22 protein-coding genes are annotated in these 19,336 nt (G+C 71.0%); 4 read left to right on the top strand and 18 right to left on the bottom strand.

The window, feature by feature from the left end; genetic code table 11:
* Positions 1 to 101: 101 nt before the first annotated feature.
* The 11 genes from trpA to hisI form a co-directional block, all read right to left on the bottom strand.
* Positions 102 to 899, bottom strand: coding sequence for a tryptophan synthase subunit alpha (gene trpA, locus AC0Z36_RS07995; protein ID WP_485462011.1), 798 nt, complete (start codon positions 897 to 899; stop codon positions 102 to 104).
* Positions 900 to 901: 2 nt separating this feature from the next.
* Positions 902 to 2,131, bottom strand: coding sequence for a tryptophan synthase subunit beta (gene trpB / locus AC0Z36_RS07990; protein WP_485462010.1), 1,230 nt, complete (start codon positions 2,129 to 2,131; stop codon positions 902 to 904).
* Positions 2,132 to 2,345: 214 nt separating this feature from the next.
* Complete coding sequence (trpM, locus tag AC0Z36_RS07985) at positions 2,346 to 2,498, bottom strand: tryptophan biosynthesis modulator TrpM (RefSeq protein WP_485462009.1); 153 nt, start codon at positions 2,496 to 2,498, stop codon at positions 2,346 to 2,348.
* Positions 2,499 to 2,506: 8 nt separating this feature from the next.
* Complete coding sequence (gene trpC / locus AC0Z36_RS07980; protein WP_485462008.1) at positions 2,507 to 3,316, bottom strand: indole-3-glycerol phosphate synthase TrpC; 810 nt, start codon at positions 3,314 to 3,316, stop codon at positions 2,507 to 2,509.
* Between the two features lie 296 nt (positions 3,317 to 3,612).
* Positions 3,613 to 4,068, bottom strand: a complete 456-nt coding sequence (locus AC0Z36_RS07975) for a DUF2752 domain-containing protein (protein WP_485462007.1) — start codon at positions 4,066 to 4,068, stop codon at positions 3,613 to 3,615.
* 3 nt (positions 4,069 to 4,071) lie between these two features.
* Entirely contained in the window at positions 4,072 to 4,503 is a 432-nt protein-coding gene (locus tag AC0Z36_RS07970) for a CD225/dispanin family protein (protein ID WP_485462006.1), read from the bottom strand.
* An 83-nt stretch (positions 4,504 to 4,586) separates the two neighbouring features.
* Positions 4,587 to 4,802 (bottom strand): HGxxPAAW family protein, encoded by a 216-nt coding sequence (locus tag AC0Z36_RS07965; RefSeq protein WP_485462005.1) that lies wholly within the window; start codon positions 4,800 to 4,802, stop codon positions 4,587 to 4,589.
* An 86-nt stretch (positions 4,803 to 4,888) separates the two neighbouring features.
* On the bottom strand, positions 4,889 to 5,548 hold the full coding sequence (locus AC0Z36_RS07960; protein WP_485462004.1) for a Trp biosynthesis-associated membrane protein: 660 nt from the start codon (positions 5,546 to 5,548) through the stop codon (positions 4,889 to 4,891).
* Entirely contained in the window at positions 5,545 to 7,122 is a 1,578-nt protein-coding gene (locus AC0Z36_RS07955; protein WP_485462003.1) for an anthranilate synthase component I, read from the bottom strand. The genes AC0Z36_RS07960 and AC0Z36_RS07955 overlap by 4 nt, the downstream gene beginning before the upstream one ends.
* Positions 7,123 to 7,235: 113 nt before the next feature.
* Positions 7,236 to 7,604 (bottom strand): DUF4282 domain-containing protein, encoded by a 369-nt coding sequence (locus tag AC0Z36_RS07950; RefSeq protein ID WP_485462002.1) that lies wholly within the window; start codon positions 7,602 to 7,604, stop codon positions 7,236 to 7,238.
* A 196-nt stretch (positions 7,605 to 7,800) separates the two neighbouring features.
* Positions 7,801 to 8,181, bottom strand: a complete 381-nt coding sequence (gene hisI / locus AC0Z36_RS07945) for a phosphoribosyl-AMP cyclohydrolase (protein ID WP_485462001.1) — start codon at positions 8,179 to 8,181, stop codon at positions 7,801 to 7,803.
* Between the two features lie 237 nt (positions 8,182 to 8,418).
* Between hisI and AC0Z36_RS07940 the strand changes: the two genes are divergently transcribed.
* Both AC0Z36_RS07940 and AC0Z36_RS07935 read left to right on the top strand, forming a co-directional pair.
* Entirely contained in the window at positions 8,419 to 9,342 is a 924-nt protein-coding gene (locus tag AC0Z36_RS07940; protein ID WP_485462000.1) for a septum formation family protein, read from the top strand.
* 63 nt (positions 9,343 to 9,405) lie between these two features.
* Entirely contained in the window at positions 9,406 to 10,332 is a 927-nt protein-coding gene (locus AC0Z36_RS07935; protein WP_485461999.1) for a septum formation family protein, read from the top strand.
* Between the two features lie 76 nt (positions 10,333 to 10,408).
* On the opposite strand, the gene AC0Z36_RS07930 is transcribed toward AC0Z36_RS07935, so the two are convergent.
* Together AC0Z36_RS07930 and AC0Z36_RS07925 are read right to left on the bottom strand one after the other, a co-directional pair.
* Positions 10,409 to 12,262, bottom strand: a complete 1,854-nt coding sequence (locus AC0Z36_RS07930; protein WP_485461998.1) for an ABC transporter ATP-binding protein — start codon at positions 12,260 to 12,262, stop codon at positions 10,409 to 10,411.
* Positions 12,259 to 14,250 carry an ABC transporter ATP-binding protein gene (locus AC0Z36_RS07925; protein ID WP_485461997.1) on the bottom strand — a complete coding sequence of 664 codons (1,992 nt, stop codon included), beginning with the start codon at positions 14,248 to 14,250 and terminating at the stop codon, positions 12,259 to 12,261. The genes AC0Z36_RS07930 and AC0Z36_RS07925 overlap by 4 nt, the downstream gene beginning before the upstream one ends.
* 298 nt (positions 14,251 to 14,548) lie before the next feature.
* Here AC0Z36_RS07925 and AC0Z36_RS07920 point away from each other — a divergent pair, with 298 nt between their 5' ends.
* Together AC0Z36_RS07920 and AC0Z36_RS07915 are read left to right on the top strand one after the other, a co-directional pair.
* The gene (locus tag AC0Z36_RS07920) at positions 14,549 to 15,709 is read left to right on the top strand and encodes an alpha/beta hydrolase (protein WP_485461996.1); all 1,161 of its coding nucleotides are present in this window, start codon (positions 14,549 to 14,551) and stop codon (positions 15,707 to 15,709) included.
* A gap of 124 nt (positions 15,710 to 15,833) precedes the next feature.
* Entirely contained in the window at positions 15,834 to 16,502 is a 669-nt protein-coding gene (locus AC0Z36_RS07915; RefSeq protein WP_485461995.1) for a TIGR03085 family metal-binding protein, read from the top strand.
* Between the two features lie 83 nt (positions 16,503 to 16,585).
* Here the strand turns inward: AC0Z36_RS07915 and hisF are convergent, their stop codons facing one another.
* From hisF to AC0Z36_RS07890, 5 genes are all read right to left on the bottom strand, one after another.
* The gene (gene hisF / locus AC0Z36_RS07910) at positions 16,586 to 17,347 is read right to left on the bottom strand and encodes an imidazole glycerol phosphate synthase subunit HisF (RefSeq protein WP_485461994.1); all 762 of its coding nucleotides are present in this window, start codon (positions 17,345 to 17,347) and stop codon (positions 16,586 to 16,588) included.
* Positions 17,344 to 17,739: a RidA family protein gene (locus AC0Z36_RS07905; protein WP_485461993.1), complete on the bottom strand. Its 396-nt coding sequence runs from the start codon at positions 17,737 to 17,739 to the stop codon at positions 17,344 to 17,346. Before AC0Z36_RS07905 ends, hisF begins: the two co-directional genes overlap by 4 nt.
* On the bottom strand, positions 17,736 to 18,461 hold the full coding sequence (priA, locus tag AC0Z36_RS07900) for a bifunctional 1-(5-phosphoribosyl)-5-((5-phosphoribosylamino)methylideneamino)imidazole-4-carboxamide isomerase/phosphoribosylanthranilate isomerase PriA (RefSeq protein WP_485461992.1): 726 nt from the start codon (positions 18,459 to 18,461) through the stop codon (positions 17,736 to 17,738). Before priA ends, AC0Z36_RS07905 begins: the two co-directional genes overlap by 4 nt.
* 70 nt (positions 18,462 to 18,531) lie before the next feature.
* Complete coding sequence (gene hisH, locus AC0Z36_RS07895) at positions 18,532 to 19,158, bottom strand: imidazole glycerol phosphate synthase subunit HisH (RefSeq protein WP_485461991.1); 627 nt, start codon at positions 19,156 to 19,158, stop codon at positions 18,532 to 18,534.
* 15 nt (positions 19,159 to 19,173) lie between these two features.
* Positions 19,174 to 19,335, bottom strand: a complete 162-nt coding sequence (locus AC0Z36_RS07890) for a hypothetical protein (protein WP_485461990.1) — start codon at positions 19,333 to 19,335, stop codon at positions 19,174 to 19,176.
* Position 19,336 lies beyond the last annotated feature (1 nt).

Raw genomic sequence — 19,336 nt, 5'->3', positions numbered from 1 at the left:
CGGCCCGCCCGCCGTTCAGCGGACGGATGGCCGCCGCAGAGCCTGCGGCGGCCATCCTCAATACTGCCATTTGTTCTATTTTGCCTGAATATCAAAACTTGTCAGCGGCGGCGTACGCCGTCGGCGAGTTCCTTCGCGAGTTCGCGTACGGCGTCGATGCCCGCTTCGGGGGTGGGGGCGTCGATCAGTGCCTGGACGAACACCGAGCCGACGATCACGCCGTCGGCGTACTCCGCCACTTCGGCGGCCTGGTCGGCGGTGGAGACGCCGAGGCCGACGCACACCGGCAGGCCGGTGACTGCTTTGGTGCGCGCGACCAGCGACCGGGCGTGCGAACCGACGGAGGCGCGGGTGCCGGTGATGCCCATGGTGGAGGCCGCGTAGACGAAGCCGCTGCCGTGGTCGACGGTGTACTTGATCCGCGCGTCGGTGGAGGACGGGGCGACCAGGAAGATCCGGTCGAGTCCGTGCTTGTCCGTCGCTGTGATCCAGTCGGCCGCCTCGTCGGGGATGAGGTCGGGGGTGATGACGCCCGCTCCCCCGCGCTCGGCCAGTTCGGTGGCGAAGCGTTCGACGCCGTAGCGCTCGATCGGGTTCCAGTAGGACATGACCAGCGCGGCGGCGCCGGTCTGCGCGACGGCCGCGACGTTGTCGAGGACGTGGTGGGTGTTGGTGCCGTGGGCCAGCGCGTGTTCGACGGCGCGCTGGATGACCGGGCCGTCCATCTGCGGGTCGGAGTACGGCAGACCGACTTCGATGACGTCGCACCCGCCTTCGACCATGGCGCGCATCGCGGCGGCGGAGCCTTCGACGGACGGGTAGCCGGCAGGGAGGTAGCCGACGAGGGCGGCGCGGTTCTGCGCGCGGGCTGCGGCGAGGACCTCAGAAAGCCTGGACATGATTAGTGGTCCTCCCCGGTCTCAAGCAGGTTGAAGTACTGCGCGGCGGTGTGCATGTCCTTGTCGCCGCGCCCGGAGAGGTTGACCATGATGACCGCGTCGGGGCCGAGCTCCTTGCCGACCTCGATCGCCCCGGCCAGCGCGTGGGCGCTTTCGATGGCCGGGATGATCCCCTCCGTGTGGCACAGGAGGCGGAAGGCCTCCATCGCCGCGTCGTCGTTGACCGGGCGGTAGGTCGCCCGACCGGTGTCGTGCAGCCAGGCGTGCTCGGGGCCGACGGCCGGGTAGTCCAGGCCGGCGGAGATGGAGTGCGACTCCTGGGTCTGCCCGTACTCGTCCTGGAGCAGGTAGGTGCGGGTGCCGTGCAGGACGCCGACTGAGCCGCCGTTGACCGAGGCGGCGTGCTTGCCGGTCTCGATGCCGTCGCCGCCGGCTTCGAACCCGTACAGCTTCACGTCGGCGTCGTCGATGAAGGCGTGGAACGCGCCGATGGCGTTCGAGCCGCCGCCGACGCACGCGACCACCGCGTCGGGGAGCCGGCCCGTCCTGGCGAGGATCTGCTGGCGGGCTTCGACGCCGATGATGCGGACGAAGTCGCGGACCATCGCGGGGAACGGGTGCGGTCCGGCGGCGGTGCCGAGCAGGTAGTGCGTGGTGTCGACGTTGGCGACCCAGTCGCGCATCGCCTCGTTGATCGCGTCCTTGAGGGTGCGCGAGCCGATGGCGACGGGGACGACTGTGGCGCCGAGCATGCGCATCCGGGCCACGTTGAGGGCCTGGCGCCGGGTGTCCAGCTCGCCCATGTAGACGACGCATTCGAGGCCGAGCAGGGCCGCGACGGTGGCGCTGGCGACGCCGTGCTGTCCGGCGCCGGTCTCGGCGATGATGCGGGTCTTGCCCATGCGCTTGGTGAGCAGTGCCTGCCCGAGCACATTGTTGATCTTGTGTGAGCCGGTGTGGTTCAGGTCCTCGCGCTTGAGGATGATCCGTGCGCCGCCCGCGTGCGCGCCGAAGCGCGGGGCCTCGGTGATGATGCTGGGCCGGCCGGCGTAGTCGCGCAGGAGGCCGGTGAACTCGTCCTGGAAGGCCGGGTCGTTCTTGGCCTTGTCGTACGCCTCGGTCAGCTCGTCGAGGGCGCCGACCAGCGCCTCGGGCAGGAAGCGTCCGCCGAAGACACCGAAGTGCCCGGCGGCGTCGGGGAGTTCACCCGTACCGGGTTCGAACATGGACATGGGAGTCCTTCTCGCTGTGGGGGTTGCGCGCAGGGCCTGGGTCAACTGTCGCGCCACGGGCGTGACAAAACCTTCGTTCAGCGCCGTGTCGGCCGGTCACCGGTGCCGCTGGTGAAGGGCAGAAGAAGGGCGTACGGGTTTTCACCACGGCGGAGCGCGGTGGAGAGGACCTGTGCCGCGTGCGGAACGGTGGTTGTGCGGGACCGGTGCAGTCTCAGACGGCGGGGTACCCGCAGCGCCATCGCATGCCCTGCACCTGGCCCGGCTCGCAGCCGAGGATGTAGCGCACCCGGCGGCCGTGCACCCGGCGGGCGGGCGCGCGGCAGCCGCGCGGCTTGCAGCCCCGGGCGAGTCGGCCGATGTGCATGTCCGCGGTCAGCCCCGCCCGTGCCGGATGGCCGGGTGCTTGCCCGCCGCGACCAGGTCGGAGACGGAACTGCGCGGGTCACGGCCTGTCACCAGGGACTCGCCGACCAGGACCGCGTCGGCGCCGGCGTTGGCGTACGCGATCAGGTCGTGCGGTCCGCGGACGCCGGACTCGGCGATCCGGATGACGTTGTCCGGGATCATCGGGGCGATCCGCGCGAAGTTGTTGCGGTCGACCTCTAGGGTCTTGAGGTTGCGCGCGTTGACGCCGATGACCTGCGCTCCGGCGTCCAGCGCCCGCTGGGTCTCCTCCTCGTCGTGCACTTCCACGATCGTGGTGAGCCCGATGGAGGTGGCCCGCTCGATGAGCGAGACCAGGGCGTTCTGGCCGAGGGCCGCGACGATCAGCAGGCACACGTCGGCGCCGTACGCGCGGGCTTCCCACAGCTGGTAGCTGGTGACCATGAAGTCCTTGCGCAGCACGGGGATGTCCACCCGGCTGCGGACCGACTCGAGGTCGGCCAGGGAGCCGCCGAAGCGGCGCTGCTCGGTGAGCACGCTGATGACCGCGGCGCCGCCGGCCTCGTAGTCGGCGGCGAGCCCGGCCGGGTCGGCGATGGCGGCCAGCGCGCCCTTGGACGGGCTGGACCGCTTGACCTCGGCGATCACCGCGATACCGTCGCCGTTGAGCGCCGACTTGGCGTCCTTGGCGGGCCCGGCGGCGGCGGCCTGCTCCTGGAGCTCTTCGAGGGTGACCTGGGCCTGCCGTTCGGCGAGGTCGGCACGGACACCGTCGATGATCTCGTCGAGCACACTCACGCGTCTGATCCCCTCGCTGTTATGCAGAAGTGCTTCGGGCCGGCGGTTGTACCGGTTTCCGTCCGGCACAGGCAGCATGCCGGGTCTGACCGACACAGCCGATATGCGGGGCCCCGTCGCTTCGATGGTATCCACCCGGCGGGCCGACTCTGTCCCACCCCGTCGCCCGCCGGTGTCCGTCCGTGTTCAGACGGTGCCGTTCCGACGACGTGGCGGCAGCATACGGTGTCGCATGGTGCGGCCCCGCGCCCGTCCACCGGCTGAACCGCCCGGTCCTGTTTCCGGCCCGGGGCGGGTCAGGGCGCGAGGACTGAACCGAATGGCAGGTTGCGGACCAGCCAGAACACGCAGACGACCCCGGACAGGGCCCACAGGAACGCCGGACGGGCCGCCGTCGTACGTTCGAGTCCCCGGGCCTGCCGCAGTGTCCAGCGCGCCCACAGGAACGCCAGGAGCGGTGCGAGCAGCACGGCGAGGGCGTTGTAGCCGAAGGCCGCGGCGAGGTCGCCGTGGGCGAGCGAGTGGGCGCAGCGCAGGCCGCCGCAGCCGGGGCAGGCGTAGCCGGTGAACGCGAGGAAGGGGCACACGGGGTAGTGCCCGGGTGTCGTGGGGTCCACGGCGGCGACGTAGGCCGTCCCGGCGGCGACGGCCGCGGCGACGACGGCGGGGGCGGCGAGGGCTCTGAGCCGCCCGGCCGTGGATGGGGCGGTGGCGGGCCGGTCGGTGCCGGGTCCTGCGGTGGTGGAGGTCATGTGTCAGATCCTGCCCAGAGTGTCCTTCCAACCCAGGACGAACACTCCGACCATCCAGGTGGTCCAGAAGATGACGCCGAGCAGGATGGTGCAGATGGTCCAGTTGCGGGCGCGCAGGGAGGCGGCCTGGGCGCCGGGTCCGTCGCCCGCGTGCCAGCGTTCGTTGACCGAGGTGGCGGCGAGCAGGGCGGGGACCCCGACGGCGAAGCAGCACAGGACGGTGGCGGCGACGGCCCAGACGAGGTAATTGTCCGGCGGCGGCCCGACGGGGCCGTAGGGGCCCGCGGTGTGGCCGAACGGCGTGGGCGGCCCCCAGCCCGGGGCGCCGGGCTGCCGGTGGCCCGGCGGGGTGTAGCCGTAGAGGGGCTGCCCTTCGGGTGTCGGCCGGCCGGGGCGCGGCGGATCCGGTGGCGGTCCCGGGTAGCCGGTGCTCATGGTGACGTCCCCCCGTCGTGCACGGCCGGTGGCTGCACGCTGGGAGCGCCGTGCGACGCCCCCAGCGGTTCATCCGTACGGCGTCAGCTCCTGGCGAGCTTCCCGTGGCCGGCCATGCGCAGCACGCCGCCGAGGGCGCAGCCCACGGCGCACACGCCGACGCCGGTCCAGAAGACGGCCTGGGAGGCCATGGGCAGCGCCACACCGGCGATACAGCTGCCGATCAGCACGACGATCGTCAGGGTCCAGGCGGCGACGGTGTTCCCGTGGTCATCGTGACCGTGGCTCTGCGACGACATCCAGTGCTCCTCAGTGGGGTTTTTCGTTGTCTGCGGCGGTCCGGGCGCCCGGCCGCCGGTTCTATTGTGCGGGCTCGTGGAGGTGCTCAGCGCGTGGGGTCCTCGCCCCGGTCGAGTGAGTTCCACAGGTCTGCCGGGGTTTCCGTACGGTCGGACCGGCCGGCTTCGGCCGCCGCCGGGGCTTCGTACCTGGTGGACGGGCCTGCCCAGCGGCGTCCGCGCACGGCGACGAGCAGTCCGGCGGCGAGCATCAGGAGGCCCCCGAGGGCTGCCGCGTAGGGCCAGACCGTATAGGTGACGTCGATGGCCCGCACCCCTTCGACGGCGGCTTTGGACGCGGCCGCGGCGTCCACCGCGGTGCGGTCGCCGACCGCCAGGAGGGAGGTGACTGTGACGGTCGCCCCGGCGGTGGCGAGCAGGACGCCGACGATGATGCGTCCGGTGCGCCGGGTGGCCAGCACGAGGAGGGCGCCGGCCAGGCCGAGCAGGGCGAACGCGGTGGGTACGCCGGTGGCGGCGTTGCCGGTGGTGTGGACGGCGAGTCTGGTGCCGTGCACGTCGGCGTCGCCGCCGGCCCAGGTGCGCCCGGCGACGGCCAGGACGAGGGCGGAGCCGAGCAGCGCCGCGGCGACGGCCGCGCCCTTCTCCCGGCCGGCCGTACGCCGTGATTTCTCTTCGGCTGCCGGCCCGGCGGCGGAGGGTCCGGCGGCGGACTGTTCGGCGGCGGACTGTTCGGCAGTGCTCATCGGGCCGGTTTCAGAGTCGAGGCGGTGGCCACCGCGCGCAGGACCGCGGCGGCCTTGTTGCGGCATTCGGTGTCTTCGGCGGCGGGGTCGGAGTCGGCGACGACCCCGGCTCCGGCCTGGACGTACGCGGTGCCGTCGCGCAGGAGTGCGGTGCGGATGGCGATGGCGGTGTCCAGGCCGCCGGCGAAGTCGATGTAGCCGACGCAGCCGCCGTACAGGCCGCGTCTGACCGGCTCCATCTGCTCGATGATCTCCATGGCCCGGGGTTTCGGCGCGCCGGAGAGGGTTCCGGCGGGGAAGCAGGAGGTCAGGACGTCGAGGGCGGTACGGCCTTGCGCCACTTCGCCGACCACGGTGGAGACGATGTGCATGACGTGGCTGTAGCGCTCGACCGACATGAAGTCGACGACTTCGACGGTGCCGGGCGCGCAGACCCGGCCCAGGTCGTTGCGGCCGAGGTCGACGAGCATGAGGTGTTCGGCTCGTTCCTTCGCGTCGGCGAGGAGTTCTCCGGCCAGTGCCGTGTCCTCCTCCGGAGTGGCACCGCGCGGGCGGGTCCCGGCGATGGGGTGCACCAGGGCGCGGCCGGATTTCACCGTGACGAGGGCTTCGGGGCTGGAGCCGATCACGTCGAAGCCGGACTCTTGGCCCGCCCGCCGCCCGCCCCCGCCCTTGCTGGGAGTCGCTTCGCTCCCGTCCCCGTTGCCCTCGAACCGGAAGAGGTACATGTACGGGCTGGGGTTGGTGGCCCGCAGAATCCGGTAGATGTCGAGCGCGGAGGCTTCCGTACGCGCTTCGAAACGCTGTGAGAGCACGATCTGGAAGGCTTCGCCGGCCCGGATCTCCTCCTTGGCGGCGTCCACGGCCTTGCGGTAGGCGTCGCTGCCCCACCCCGCGGTCCACTCGGGTGTGACGGTCGCGTCGAAGGCGGCGGGGGCTGCGTCCGCCGGGGCGGCCAGGTCGGCGGTCATCGCGTCGAGCCGGGCGACGGCCTCGTGGTAGGCCTCGTCGACGCCGGACTCCAGGCCGTCGTAGTTGATCGCGTTGGCGATCAGCAGGACGGTGCCGTCGGCGTGGTCCAGGACGGCCAGGTCGGTGGCCAGCAACATCGTGAGCTCGGGGATGCGCAGGTCGTCCCCGGTCAGCTCGGGGAGCTTCTCCAGGCGGCGGACCATGTCGTAGCCGAGGTAGCCGACCATCCCGCCGGTCAGCGGCGGCAGGCCAGGCAGCGGTTCGCTGTGCAGCGCCTCGACCGTGTCGCGCAGCACCTGGAGCGGGTCACCGCCGTCGCCGGGTACGGAGGCGGGCACGCGGCCCAGCCAGCGGGCCCGGCCGTCGGCCTCGGTGAGGGTCGCGGCGCAGCGCACGCCGATGAAGGAGTAGCGCGACCAGGTCCGGCCGTTCTCGGCGGACTCCAGGAGGAAGGTGCCGGGGCGTTCGGCGGCGAGTTTGCGGTAGAGGCCGACGGGTGTGTCCCCGTCGGCGAGGAAGCGCCGGGTGACGGGGATGACGCGACGGTCCCGCGCCAGCTCACGGAAGGTCGCCAGGCCGGGGGTGACGGTGCCGGTGGTCATGGGCGACAGTCTTCCACCCGCCCGCGGCGCGGGCCGCCCGGCCCGGCTCCGGCGGCCGGGCCGGGCCAGGCGGGGGCTCAGGCTCCGGACTGGCGGCCGGGCCGGGCGGAGGCTCAGGCTCCGGACTGGCGGCGCATGGCGTGCATGTCCTCGCTGAGGCGGAAGAGCACCACCATCAGCTCCATCCACATGCGGATGAGGATCAGCCAGAAGAGCCCGATCACCGGGGCGAAGATGAGCGCCAGGACGCCCGCGCCGCTGCCCTGGTTGAAGGCCGCGATGACGAAGAAGAGCAGGCCGACGCCCATCAGGACGACGGTCAGGATGTAGAAGAACCTGACCAGTTTGACCGTGACGAAGGACTCGAACTTGAAGTCGAAGAGCGAGGCGAGGAAGCCACGCTCGGGCGGCGGCGGCTGGTAGCCGCCGTATCCGGGCTGCGGGTAGTTCGGCGGCTGGCCGGGCGGCGGTGGCATCGACATGGCGGTCTCCCCCGGGAGGTGTGCAGATTGCGCCGGGCCGGGACTGAGGGACAGACCGGACGAGACGCTGAGGCTGCATGATCCCGCCATCCACGACCCGCCGGGCACTGCTTCCTGACGTTCCGTTATCCAATCGGTACGCAGTGCGCCGCCGCGGCCGGATCCGGCCCGGGGCCGTCGCCGGCGGCGCAGGTCCTCAGCGGCCGGCCGGCCCACCGGCCAGCGGGAGTACGCCCGCGTCGAAGCATGTGCGGTCGCCGGTGTGGCAGGCCCCGGCGGTCTGTTCGACTGTGACCAGGACCGCGTCGCCGTCGCAGTCGAGCGCGACCGAGATGACTTTCTGTACGTGTCCGGAAGTGGCGCCCTTGACCCAGTACTCCCGGCGGCTGCGGCTCCAGTAGGTGCACTGCCCCGTGGTGAGAGTGCGGTGCAGCGCCTCGTCGTCCATCCAGCCGAGCATGAGGACTTCGCCGGTGCCGTGCTGCTGGGCGACGGCCGCGAACAGGCCGTGCTCATCCCGCTTCAGGCGTGCCGAGATCGCGGGGTCGAGGTTCGTGGGGCGCACGGGGACGTTCATGCGGTGATTCTTCCAGACCGTTCCCGGAGCGTTCCCCGGTCGGTCCATGGCTGTTCCCAGTCCGGTTCTGTGACTGATCCCCCGCCGGTCCGCGACTGATCCCCGGCCGGATCTCCCTCGATCTCGCGCGCATTCCTTGAACACGCCGGGACAATCATCCGGAAATACGGTGAATAGTCTGACGGGTGCCGCATTACCCACCTGCGGGATGTTCACCCGATCGGGCAAGCTCTGGACATGACTATGCCGCCTTCGTCAGGCCGGGGGGACTACCCCGGATACGGCCAGCAGCCCGGACAGAACTATCCCAACGATCCGCAGTACCCCGGTGGCCAGGGACAGCCGCAAGACCAAGGACAGGGGCCGGGGCCGGGGCCGGGGTACGGCCAGCAGCAGCCCCCGTACGGCGGGGGCTACGGTCAACAGCCCCCGTACGGCGGTCAACAGCCGCCGTACGGCGGGAATTACGGACAGCAGCCGCCCTACGGCGGCGGCGGTCAGGGGGGCGGCTACGGCGGGCCCCCCGGACCGCCGTACGGGCCGTCGCCGGGCGGCGGCGGGCGCGGCCCGCTGATCCTCGTCGTGGTCGTGGGCCTGCTCATCGTCGGTGGAGTGATAGCCGTCCTGGTGAACACCCTCGGCGGGGACGGCGACAAGAAGGACTCCGCTTCCTCGGGCACGCCGAAGCCCACTGTCGCGATGCCTGACTTCTCCGTCCCGGCGATGCCTTCGTTCTCGGTCCCGGCGCTCCCGTCCTTCAGGATCCCGACGAAGTCGGCGACACAGACGCCGACTTCCACGTCGACGGGCTCCGCGGCGACCGACGTCCCGGAGACGGTGCAGGCCGTCCGGCTCGAAGTCGGCGAATGCATCAACCGCACCGGCTCGAAGATCGACAAGGTGGGCTGCACCACCCCGCACGACAACCAGGTGTTCAAGGCCTTCGAGCTGACCGGTGCCGTGCACCCCGGGGCGGACGGCATCCAGTCGCAGGTCGAAACGCAGTGCCTGGCGGGCTTCGAGTCCCTGGCCGCGAAGACCCCGGGGCTCAACATGACCTGGAAGTACCCGCAGCAGACCGCGTGGGACATCGGCAACCGCCGGGTCGAGTGCATGATCAAGAAGACCGACCAGTCGAAACTGACCAGGCCGCTGAGCTGACCTGGCGTCAGCAGGCTTAGTGCACAGGGTGCCGGGAATGCGCACGGAGGAAGGGGGCCTGTTGTGAGCAGTCCGAACGATGGTGGCTACGCCGGCGGAGGCTACGGGTCGCAGGGTCCGTACGGGCCCGCGCCGGGGAGCGGTTCCGGCGGCGGCTACGGGAGCGGGCCGCCCGGTGGCGGCAGCGGCTACCCCGGTGGTCCGTCCGAACCGACCATGCCCGCGGGCGGCTATCCCCCGCCGGGACAGTCGCCCCCGCCCCCCGGCGGGGGCGGCCCCTACGGCGGGGGCGGTGGCCCGTACGGCGGCGGCGGTCCCGGTGGTCCGTACGGCGGCGGTTACGGGGGCCCGCCCGGCCCCGCGGGGCCCCCGCCGGGCGGGGGCAACGGGAAGCTCATCGCCTGGCTGGTGGTCGGCGCGCTGGTGGTCGCCGCCGTGGTGATCGCCGTGGTGCTGAGCCTGGGTGACGACAAGAAGGGTGACAAGGCCGGGTCGAGTCCCCCGCCGACGACATCGCCGTCGCCCTCCGCCGACCGGCCTTCGGCGTCGGCGAGCCCGAGCGGGTCCGCCACGCCGAGTGACGAACCGAGCAGCGGGCCGCCGACCAGCAGTCCCCCGTCACCGACCGACTCGGCCGGTGCGCAGACGGTGGACAAGGTCGTGTTGACCCCCGGCGAGTGCGTGTCCTTCCCGACCGACTCCACCAGGATTGAAAAGGGTCTGTGCACCAGTCCGCACGACGCCCAGTTCGTCAAGAGCACGAGCCTCCCCGCCGGTGACTGGCCCGGCGACGCGCAGATGGACACCAAGGCCGCGACGGCGTGCAAACCGCTGGTCGAGTCGCTGCTCAACCGGCAGTCCAACTCCGCGGAACTGACCTGGGTGTACGTCTACCCCAAGGAGCGCGGCTGGCTCGTCGGCGACCGCGAGGTCCAGTGCTTCGCCGCCTACGACCAGGACGGGCGCAAGCTGACGGCACCACTGAAGTGACATGGGGGTCCCCGGGTGGTCCACAGGCTCCTGTGGACCACCCGGGGACCTTGTCGTGTACGGACGGACTGGACCGTCAGTGCTTCTTGTGCTGCGCCGACCAGGACGCGTGCATCCGCGCGTAGACCCCGCCGTGGGTGACGAGTTCGCGGTGCGGACCGCGTTCGACCAGCGTGCCCTGGTCGAACACCAGGACCTCGTCGGCCGATTCGGCCGTGGAGAGGCGGTGCGCGATGAAGACCGACGTACGGCCGCGGGTCAGGCCGTCGAGCGCGCGCTGGAGCCGTACTTCGGTGGCCGGGTCGACCGCCGAGGTGGCCTCGTCGAGCACCAGCAGGTCAGGGTCGGCGATGTACGACCGGGCCAGCGCGACCAGTTGGCGCTCCCCGGCCGACAGTGACTCACCGCGCTGGCCGACCCGGGTGTCCAGGCCGTTGGACAGTCCGTCCAGCCAGTCCCCCAGGCCGAGGTCGTCGAAGGCCGTACGGATTTCCCCGTCGGTCGCGCCCGGGAGGCCGTAGCGGACGTTGTCGCCCACGGTGGCGTCGAACAAGAAGCCCTCCTGCGGCACCAGCACGACCCGTTTGCGCAGCGAGCTGAACCGTACGGCCGTCAACGGAACGTCGTCGAGCAGGACTTCGCCCTCGTCCGGGTCGATGAGGCGGGTGAGCAGTTTCGCGAAGGTCGTCTTGCCCGAGCCGGTCTCGCCGACCACCGCGACGCGGGTACGCGGGGCGAGGGTGACGTTGACGTCGTTCATCACCCGCGGGCCGCCGGGGTAGGCGTAGGAGACGCCGTCGAAGCGCACGGAGACTGCTCCGCGCGGGAGTTCGACGCCGACCGGGCCCGGGTCGGCGACGTCGGGTCCGGTGTCCATGATTTCGAGTACGCGCCGCCAGCCGGCCAGGGCGTTCTGTGCTTCGTTCAGGACTTCGACGCCGAACTGGAGGGGGCTGACGAACAGCGTGGTGAGGAACAGGAAGCCGATCAGCTCGCCGAGGGTGAGCTGTCCGTCCACGCCGAGCAGGACACCGGCCACGACGACGGCCGCGTTGGCCACGCCGACGACCAGTTCGGTGGTCGGGAAGGTGACCGCGACGAGCTTCTGCGCGCGGGTCTGGGCCCTTTGGTGGTCGTCGACGGCCGCGTCGATGCGGGCGGCGGTGCGCGCTTCGATGCCGTGGGCGCGGACGACGGCCGCGCCGACGACCGGCTCGGAGATGGCACCGAGCATACGTCCGGTGTGCTCGCGGACGGCTGTGTAGGCGCCGGCGATCCGCTTCTGGAAGGCGCGGGTGAACCAGATGAGCGGAGCGAAGCACACCCACACCAGCAGGGTGAGCTGCCAGGAGTAGACGAGCATCAGGACGGTGACGACCAGGAGCTGGCCGAGGTTGACGACCAGCATCAGGCCGCCGAACTGGATGAAGCGGCTGATCGTGTCGACGTCACTGGTGACCCTGGAGACCAGGGAGCCGCGGCGTTCGGCGGCCTGGTTGAGCGTCGACAGGTCGTGGACGTGCCGGAACGCTTTGACGCGCAGGGCGGCGAGGCCGCGTTCGCTGGCGCGGTAGAGGCGGACGTTCATGAAGTACGCGGAGACCGTGGTGACGATCACCGCGACGGTGGCGAGCACCACCATGGTGCGGACTACGCCCAGGTCGGCGCCCCCGCCGTCAATGTCCAGACCGCGGTCGACGGTCTGCTGGACGGCCAGCGGGATGACGATGCGGCCGACGGTGGAGAGCAGGGCGAGCAGCAGGGTGACGGTCAGACCCCTGGTGAACTCGGGGGTGAGCGCCAGGCCGCGGCGCAGCACGCTGAGGCCGCCTTCGCGCTCGGCTTCCGGTGACTTCCCGGCCGGCGCGGGTCCCCCCGGCTGCCGGGGGGTCTTCGGCTGCTGTACGGGCGTTCTGGTGTCGGTGCTCATGCGGACACCTCCTCTGCGGCTGCTTCTTCGGCGGCTTCCGCTGCTCCGGCTGCTTCCAGCGCCGCTTCCTCAGCGGCGCGTTCGTAGGCGTTGACGAGGCGCCGGTAGCCGGGGGAGCCGTCGATGAGCTCCTGGTGGGTGCCGCGGCCCCGGACGCTGCCGTTCTCGATGTACACGACTTCGTCGGCCAGGGAGATGGTGGCCTTGCGGTAGGCGATGACCACCACCGTGGCCGGTGGTCCTGAGGTATGCCGGAGACCTTGGAGGATCGCGGCTTCGACGCGGGGGTCGACGGCGGAGGTGGCGTCGTCGAGGACGAGGAGCCGGGGGCGGCGCACGAGGGCACGGGCCAGGGCGATGCGCTGGCGCTGGCCGCCGGACAGCGTGGTGCCGCGTTCGCCGACCTGGGTGTCGAGGCCGTGGGGCAGTTTGTCGATGAACTGACCGGCCTGGGCGATGCGCAGCGCTTCGGTCATCGTCTCTTCGTCGACGTCGAGGCCGAGGGTGATGTTGTCGCGGACGGTGTCGTCGAACAGGAAGGCCTGCTGCGGGACGAGGGCGGCAGTCTGCGCGAGGCCGCCGGCGCGCAGGTCGCGCAGGTCGGTGCCGTCGAGGAGGATGGCGCCGCTGTCCGGGTCGACGAGGCGGACCAGGAGCGAGGCGAGGGTGGACTTGCCGGAGCCGGTGGGTCCGACGACGGCGACGGTGCTGCCCGGTTCGAGGGCGAAACTGATGTCGTGGATGACTTCGGTGGTGCCGCCGTTCTGGTCGGCGAACCCGAACCGTACGGCGCGCGCTTCAAGACCGGCCGCTCCGCTTGTCTCCGGCTCCACCGGTCCGTGGGTGTGCTCCCCTTCCGCCTCAAGCACGCTGCGGACCCGGTTGTAGCCGACGACCGAGCGGGGCAGTTCGCCGAGCACCCAGCCGATCGAGCGGACCGGGAAGGCCAGCAGGGTGAACAGGTAGGCGACCTGGACGAGGTCGCCGGGCCGCAGGTCGCCGCCGGCGACGCGCCACGACCCGACGAGCAGGATCAGCAGGACGCCGATGTTGGGGAGGGCTTCCAGGAGCGGGTCGAAGAAGCCGCGGACCCGGCCGACGGCGATGTTGGCCTCGGCCAGTTCCCGGGAGGCGACGGCGAAGCGCTCGGTCTCCTCGGTCTCGCGGCCCATGGTCTTGACGACGAGCGCGCCGTCGAAGCTCTCGTGGGCGACTTCGGACACGTCGGCGCGCAGTTGCTGGGCGCGGGTGGCCAGGGGGCCCTGGAGCTTCTGGTAGACGACGTTGAGGATGAAGATCAGCGGGAAGACGACGAAGCCGACGAGGGCGAGCGTCCAGTCGGTGGCGAGCATCGCCCCGGCCGCGACGACGAGCATGACCAGGACGCCGGTGGCCATCGGCAGCGGCGCGATGGGGTACCAGGCCGCTTCGACGTCGGCGTTGGCGTTGGACAGCAGTGATCCGGTGGGGTGCCGGTGGTGCCAGGACAGCGGCAGGCGCAGGTACTGGCGGGTGACGCGGCGGCGGTAGGTCGCCTGGAGGCGGTACTGCATGATGCCGGCGAACAGGCGACGGCCGAGGATGCCGAAGGCCTTGAGCACGGCGGCGGCGAGGATGACCAGGAGTGCGGCGGTCAGGGCGCCGGCGGTGGTGCGGCCGTCGTGGAAGGCGGGGACGATGACATGGTCGGTGACCCGGCCGATGACGATGGCGGAGCCGACGGTCATGACGCCGTACAGGGCGCTGGAGCCCACGGCGGCGCTGAATATCTTCGGTTCCCCGCGTATCGCCACGCCGAGGATGCGGAAGCCTTCGCGCATTCCCTCACGGTTTGTGGACTCGCCGACGGCGTCCGGGACTCCCGTGCCCGGTGTCCCGGTCACTTTGTCGCCTTTCACGCCGGCGTCTGCTCTGCCGTCCGATCCGCCGTCGTCTGCTGTGCCGCCGTCCGCTCCGCTGCCGTTCTTCCTGCTGCTGCCGTCCGCCACGCCCCACCGTCTCTCTGCCTGAACCCGCGTGCACCACCTGAGGCATCTTGTTACCACGGGATGAACAACGCCCTGGGCGGCGGATGATTCCCGCCACCGCTCCGACAGACCGTTCGGTAGTTCTTACGTTCGTTCTGGAACCGTGCCTCCCAGGCGTTCGTCTTCAGCTGCGATGCCCCGCCGGTCATCCGACATGTGGACGTCAGGGAATAATCACTACTGAACGCCTGCCCGGTTGTGGACCAGGCCCCGCCTGTGCCCGCCGCCGCGGCGCACGCCCCGTGAAGGAAACGCACCCGTGGGACTGACCAGTCTGAAGTTCACCGGCCTGCTCGGGCTGTTGGCCGTCGGCTTGTTCGCGGCGACGGTCTGGCTGTGGCCGCGCCTGGCCGGCCGGGGTGTGCGGCCGGTCGCGGGACGGATCGCCCTGTTCCTGGTCGTCCAGTTCGCCTTCATAGGCGTCATGGCTGTGGCGGGGAACCGCTACTTCTCCTTCTACACGACCTGGGACGACCTCCTGGGCCACAGCGGGAAGCCGAGGATGTCCTCGGTCGGCTCCGATCCGAACATCCCGGTGCAACTGGTGAAGGCCAAGGGCACCGAGCAGGTCGGCGTCAACGGCGACAAGGCCCCGGAGAAGGCCGGCCAGATCCAGAAAGTCGAGATCACCGGGCAGCGCAGCGGCATCGACTCCCCCGCGTTCGTGTACCTCCCGCCGCAGTACTTCCAGCCGGAGTTCAAGGACCGGAAGTTCCCCGTCGTGGTGGTGCTCACCGGCTACCCGGGTGACGCCCGCAACCTGATCACCCGCCTGGAGCTGCCGAAGTTCGCCCAGGAGGAGATCACCGCGGGCCGGGTGCAACCCACGATCTACGTGATGATGCGGCCGACGGTCGTCGTCAACCGCGACACCGAGTGCACGGACGTCCCCGGTGGGCCGCAGGCCGGGACGTTCTTCAGCCAGGACCTGCCCGAAGCGGTCCGCAGCGCCTTCCGGGCCGCCCCGGGCAAGGACGCCTGGGCGATGATCGGCGACTCCACCGGCGGCTACTGCGCGGCGAAACTGGCCATGCTCAACTCCGACCGGATCGGCTCGGCGGCCGCCCTGTCCGCGGACTACGGCGCGGTGCAGGACGGCGACACCGGCGACCTGTACGGCGGCAGCAAGGCGTTCAAGCAGTCGCAGGACCTGCCCTGGCGGCTGAAGAACATGCCCATGCCGCCGGTGAACCTGCTGCTGACCAGCAGCGAGAGCGGCGAGTCGAACCTGGGGCCGACCAAGGAGTTCCAGTCGCTGGCCAAGCCGCCGATGAAGGTGGACGTCCTGCTGCTGCCGACCGGCGGGCACAACTTCAAGACCTGGCAGGCCGTGCTCCCCGACGCGCTGCGCTGGCTGAGCCAGCGCCAGAAGGGTGAGAGCCACCCGGCCCCCGGCGGGACCACAGTCGTAGCCCGCTGACCGCCGGCCACCGGATCGGTCGGGTACGGAACACCCCCCTGGAGATCGTGGGGGGGGGTTCCGTACCCGACCGACACGCGCTGCCACTTGACCCCGGGCGGTTGAACGCACAAGCATCGCTGACATGGCCTCCCAGTCCCCGAACCACGCCCGCGTCGAACGCGACGCCCTCGCCGACCTGCTCACCGAGCTCGGCCCCGACTCCCCCACCCTGTGCGACGGCTGGACCACCCGCGACCTGGCCGCCCACCTGGTCGTCCGCGAACGACGCCCGGACGCGGGCCCGGGGCTGGTGGTCAAGGCATTCGCCGGCTGGACGGAGAAGGTCCGCAAGGGTGCGGCGGCGCTGCCGTACGACGAACTGGTGCGCCAGGTGCGCACGGGCCCGCCGCGGCTGTCCCTCTTCGGCATCCCGGGTGTGGACGCCGCCGCGAACACGGTGGAGTACTTCATCCACCACGAGGACGTCCGCCGCGCACAGCCTGCCCCTTCTGAACACAGTAAGCAGCGCCAGCTGGAGCCGGAGTTCGCCGACATCCTGTGGAAGCGCGCGCGGTCCATGGGGAAGATGTTCCTGCGCAAGGTGCCCGTCGGGGTGGCGCTGCGCCGGACCGACTCGTCGTACGACGAGACGCCCGTCCAGGTCCACCAGGGCGATCCGGCGGTTACGGTCTCCGGTGACGCCGGTGAGCTCCTGCTGTTCCTCTACGGCCGCAAGGACGCCGCGCAGGTGACGCTGGAGGGCGACCCGGCCTCGGTCCTGACTCTGAAGAACGCGAGTCTCGGCATCTGAGGGCCGGGGTCCACGACAGAAAACCTTTTTGTACGGTTCGCAGCTGCGAACCGTACAAAAAGGTTTTTCTGGTTGGAAACCGGTCAGCGCACCGGGTAACCCGCTGCTTTGAGCTCTTCCTTGACCTGCGGGATGCGCAGCATGCCGAAGTGGAACACCGAGGCGGCCAGGACCGCGTCGGCTCCCGCCCCGACGGCCGGGGCGAAGTGGTCGAGTGAGCCCGCGCCGCCCGAGGCGATGACGGGGACGGTGACCGCGGCCCGGACCTGGCGGAGCAGGTCCAGGTCGTAGCCGTCCTTGGTGCCGTCGGCGTCCATGGAGTTGAGGAGGATCTCCCCGGCGCCGAGTTCGGCGGCCCTGGCAGCCCATTCGACGGCGTCGGTGCCGGTGCCCCGGCGGCCGCCGTGGGTGGTGACCTCAAAGCCCGTGCCGCCGTCGGTGCGGCGCCGGGCGTCGACGGACAGCACCAGGACCTGGGAGCCGAAGCGGTCGGCGATCTCGGCGATCAGTCCGGGGCGGACGACGGCGGCGGTGTTGACGCCGACCTTGTCGGCTCCGGCCCGGAGCAGCTTGTCGACGTCGCCGACCGCCCGGATGCCGCCGCCGACGGTAAGCGGGATGAACACCTGTTCGGCCGTACGCCGGACGACGTCGTAGGTGGTCTCCCGGTCGCCGGACGACGCGGTGATGTCGAGGAACACCAGCTCGTCGGCGCCTTCCGCGTCGTAGACCCGGGCCATCTCGACCGGGTCGCCCGCGTCGCGGAGGTTCTGGAAGTTGACGCCCTTGACGACGCGGCCCTCAGTGACGTCGAGACAGGGGATGACACGTACGGACAGGCTCACCGCTTGTCACCCCGGTAAGCGTCCACCTCGACCTCGACGATCATCCGGGAGTCGATCAGCCCGGCGACGACGACCATGGTCGCGGCCGGACGGCTCGTGCCGAACAGCGCGCTGTGCGCCCGGCCGATGTCGTCGGAGTCGCGGGCATGGGTGATGTACATCCGGGTGCGCACGACGTCGGCGGCGCCCAGGCCGAACTCTTCGAGGGCCTTGAGCGCGGTGCCGAACGCGGTGGTGGCCTGGAGGTACGGATCGCCTTCGCCGACGACCGTGCCGCCGACCATCGCGGTGGACCCGGACACGTGGACGTAGTCGCCGGCCGCGACCGCGCGGGAGTAGCCGAAGGACTCCTCCCACGGACCGCCGGAGGAGAATCGTTCGATACCAGTCACTCGGACACCGCTTTCAGGGCTTCTTCCAGGGTGAACGCCTGGGCGTACAGCGCCTTGCCAACGATCGCACCTTCGACGCCCAGCGGCACGAGTTCGGCGATCGCGACCAGGTCGGCGAGCGAGGACACACCGCCGGAGGCCACGACCGGGCGGTCGGTGGCGGCGCACACGTCGCGCAGGAGCTGGAGGTTCGGCCCGGTCAGCGTGCCGTCCTTGTGGACGTCGGTGACCACGTAGCGGGCGCAGCCGTCGGCGTCGAGGCGGGCGAGGGTCTCGAAGAGCTCGCCGCCCTCGCGGGTCCAGCCGCGCCCGGCGAGGGTGGTGCCGCGGACGTCGAGGCCGACGGCGATCTTGTCACCGTGCTCGGCGATGGCCGAGCGCACCCAGTCCGGGGTCTCCAGAGCGGCGGTGCCGAGGTTGACCCGGTGGCAGCCGGTGGCCAGCGCCGCTTCGAGGGTCGCGTCGTCGCGGATGCCGCCGGACAGTTCGACCTTGACGTCGAGCCTGGCGGTGACCCCGGCGATGAGGTCCCGGTTGGTGCCGCGGCCGAAGGCTGCGTCGAGGTCGACGAGGTGGATCCACTCGGCTCCGGCGTTCTGCCAGGCCAAGGCGGCGGCGAGGGGGTCACCGTAGGAGGTCTCGGAGCCGGCTTCGCCCTGGACCAGGCGTACGGCCTGACCGTCGGCGACGTCCACGGCGGGGAGGAGTTCGAGGCGGCTCATGGGGGTGGTGCTCCTTGCGGTTCGCGGCAGGAAGGAGGGTTCTGCTGAAGATCTGGACGACCTGGGAGGTCTAGAAGCTCTTGAGCCAGTTCCGCAGCACCTGGGCGCCGGCGTCGCCGGACTTCTCCGGGTGGAACTGGGTGGCCCACAGGGGGCCGTTCTCCACGGCGGAGACGAACGGTTCGCCGTGGGTGGTCCAGGTGACCTTGGGCGGCTCGAACGGGGTGTCGGTGAGTTCCCACTCGCGGACGCCGTAGGAGTGGACGAAGTAGAAGCGGGCGTCCTGTACGCCGGAGAAGAGGTCCGTGCCCGCGGGGGGCTGGACCGTGTTCCACCCCATGTGCGGAACGATCGGCGCGCGCAGGCGCTCGACCGTGCCCGGCCACTCACCGCAGCCCTCGGTCTCGACGCCGTGCTCGACGCCGCGGCCGAAGAGGATCTGCATGCCCACGCAGATGCCCAGGACGGGCTGGCTCCCGGCCAGGCGGCGGCCGATGATCTGCTCGCCGCGGACCGCCTTGAGGCCCTTCACGCAGGCCGCGTACGCGCCGACGCCGGGCACCAGCAGCCCGTCGGCGTGCAGTGCCTTGTCGAAGTCTGCGGTGACTTCGACTTCCGCGCCGACCCGCTGGAGCGCGCGTTCGGCCGAGCGGAGGTTGCCCGACCCGTAGTCGAGGATGACGACTTTGTTGCCCATTTCAATTCCCCCCGGTCAGAGCATCGTCAGGACGCCGGCGACGATGAACATCGCCGCGCACAGGCCGATCAGGACGATGACGCCCTTGGGCAGGCCCTGTTTGGCGAACGAGACGACGCCGCCCACCAGGAAGAGCCCCACCGCGACGAGGCCGGTGCCGCTTCCGCTCCAGTTCATG

It is taken from the genome of Kitasatospora sp. UYEF31 (genome assembly GCF_057291755.1).
The sequence above is the reverse complement of the archived record's forward strand: the minus strand, read 5'-3'. Positions and strand labels throughout refer to the sequence as shown.

What these genes read in the sequence shown, in the direction of transcription:
- trpA (WP_485462011.1), bottom strand. Translation starts at nt 899, where the DNA reads ATGTCCAGGCTTTCTGAGGTCCTCGCCGCAGCCCGCGCGCAGAACCGC.
- trpB (WP_485462010.1), bottom strand. Translation starts at nt 2,131, where the DNA reads ATGTCCATGTTCGAACCCGGTACGGGTGAACTCCCCGACGCCGCCGGG.
- trpM (WP_485462009.1), bottom strand. Translation starts at nt 2,498, where the DNA reads ATGCACATCGGCCGACTCGCCCGGGGCTGCAAGCCGCGCGGCTGCCGC.
- AC0Z36_RS07975 (WP_485462007.1), bottom strand. Translation starts at nt 4,068, where the DNA reads ATGACCTCCACCACCGCAGGACCCGGCACCGACCGGCCCGCCACCGCC.
- AC0Z36_RS07970 (WP_485462006.1), bottom strand. Translation starts at nt 4,503, where the DNA reads ATGAGCACCGGCTACCCGGGACCGCCACCGGATCCGCCGCGCCCCGGC.
- AC0Z36_RS07965 (WP_485462005.1), bottom strand. Translation starts at nt 4,802, where the DNA reads ATGTCGTCGCAGAGCCACGGTCACGATGACCACGGGAACACCGTCGCC.
- AC0Z36_RS07960 (WP_485462004.1), bottom strand. Translation starts at nt 5,548, where the DNA reads ATGAGCACTGCCGAACAGTCCGCCGCCGAACAGTCCGCCGCCGGACCC.
- AC0Z36_RS07955 (WP_485462003.1), bottom strand. Translation starts at nt 7,122, where the DNA reads ATGACCACCGGCACCGTCACCCCCGGCCTGGCGACCTTCCGTGAGCTG.
- AC0Z36_RS07950 (WP_485462002.1), bottom strand. Translation starts at nt 7,604, where the DNA reads ATGTCGATGCCACCGCCGCCCGGCCAGCCGCCGAACTACCCGCAGCCC.
- hisI (WP_485462001.1), bottom strand. Translation starts at nt 8,181, where the DNA reads ATGAACGTCCCCGTGCGCCCCACGAACCTCGACCCCGCGATCTCGGCA.
- AC0Z36_RS07940 (WP_485462000.1), top strand. Translation starts at nt 8,419, where the DNA reads ATGACTATGCCGCCTTCGTCAGGCCGGGGGGACTACCCCGGATACGGC.
- AC0Z36_RS07930 (WP_485461998.1), bottom strand. Translation starts at nt 12,262, where the DNA reads ATGAGCACCGACACCAGAACGCCCGTACAGCAGCCGAAGACCCCCCGG.
- AC0Z36_RS07915 (WP_485461995.1), top strand. Translation starts at nt 15,834, where the DNA reads ATGGCCTCCCAGTCCCCGAACCACGCCCGCGTCGAACGCGACGCCCTC.
- priA (WP_485461992.1), bottom strand. Translation starts at nt 18,461, where the DNA reads ATGAGCCGCCTCGAACTCCTCCCCGCCGTGGACGTCGCCGACGGTCAG.
- hisH (WP_485461991.1), bottom strand. Translation starts at nt 19,158, where the DNA reads ATGGGCAACAAAGTCGTCATCCTCGACTACGGGTCGGGCAACCTCCGC.
- AC0Z36_RS07890 (WP_485461990.1), bottom strand. Translation starts at nt 19,335, where the DNA reads ATGAACTGGAGCGGAAGCGGCACCGGCCTCGTCGCGGTGGGGCTCTTC.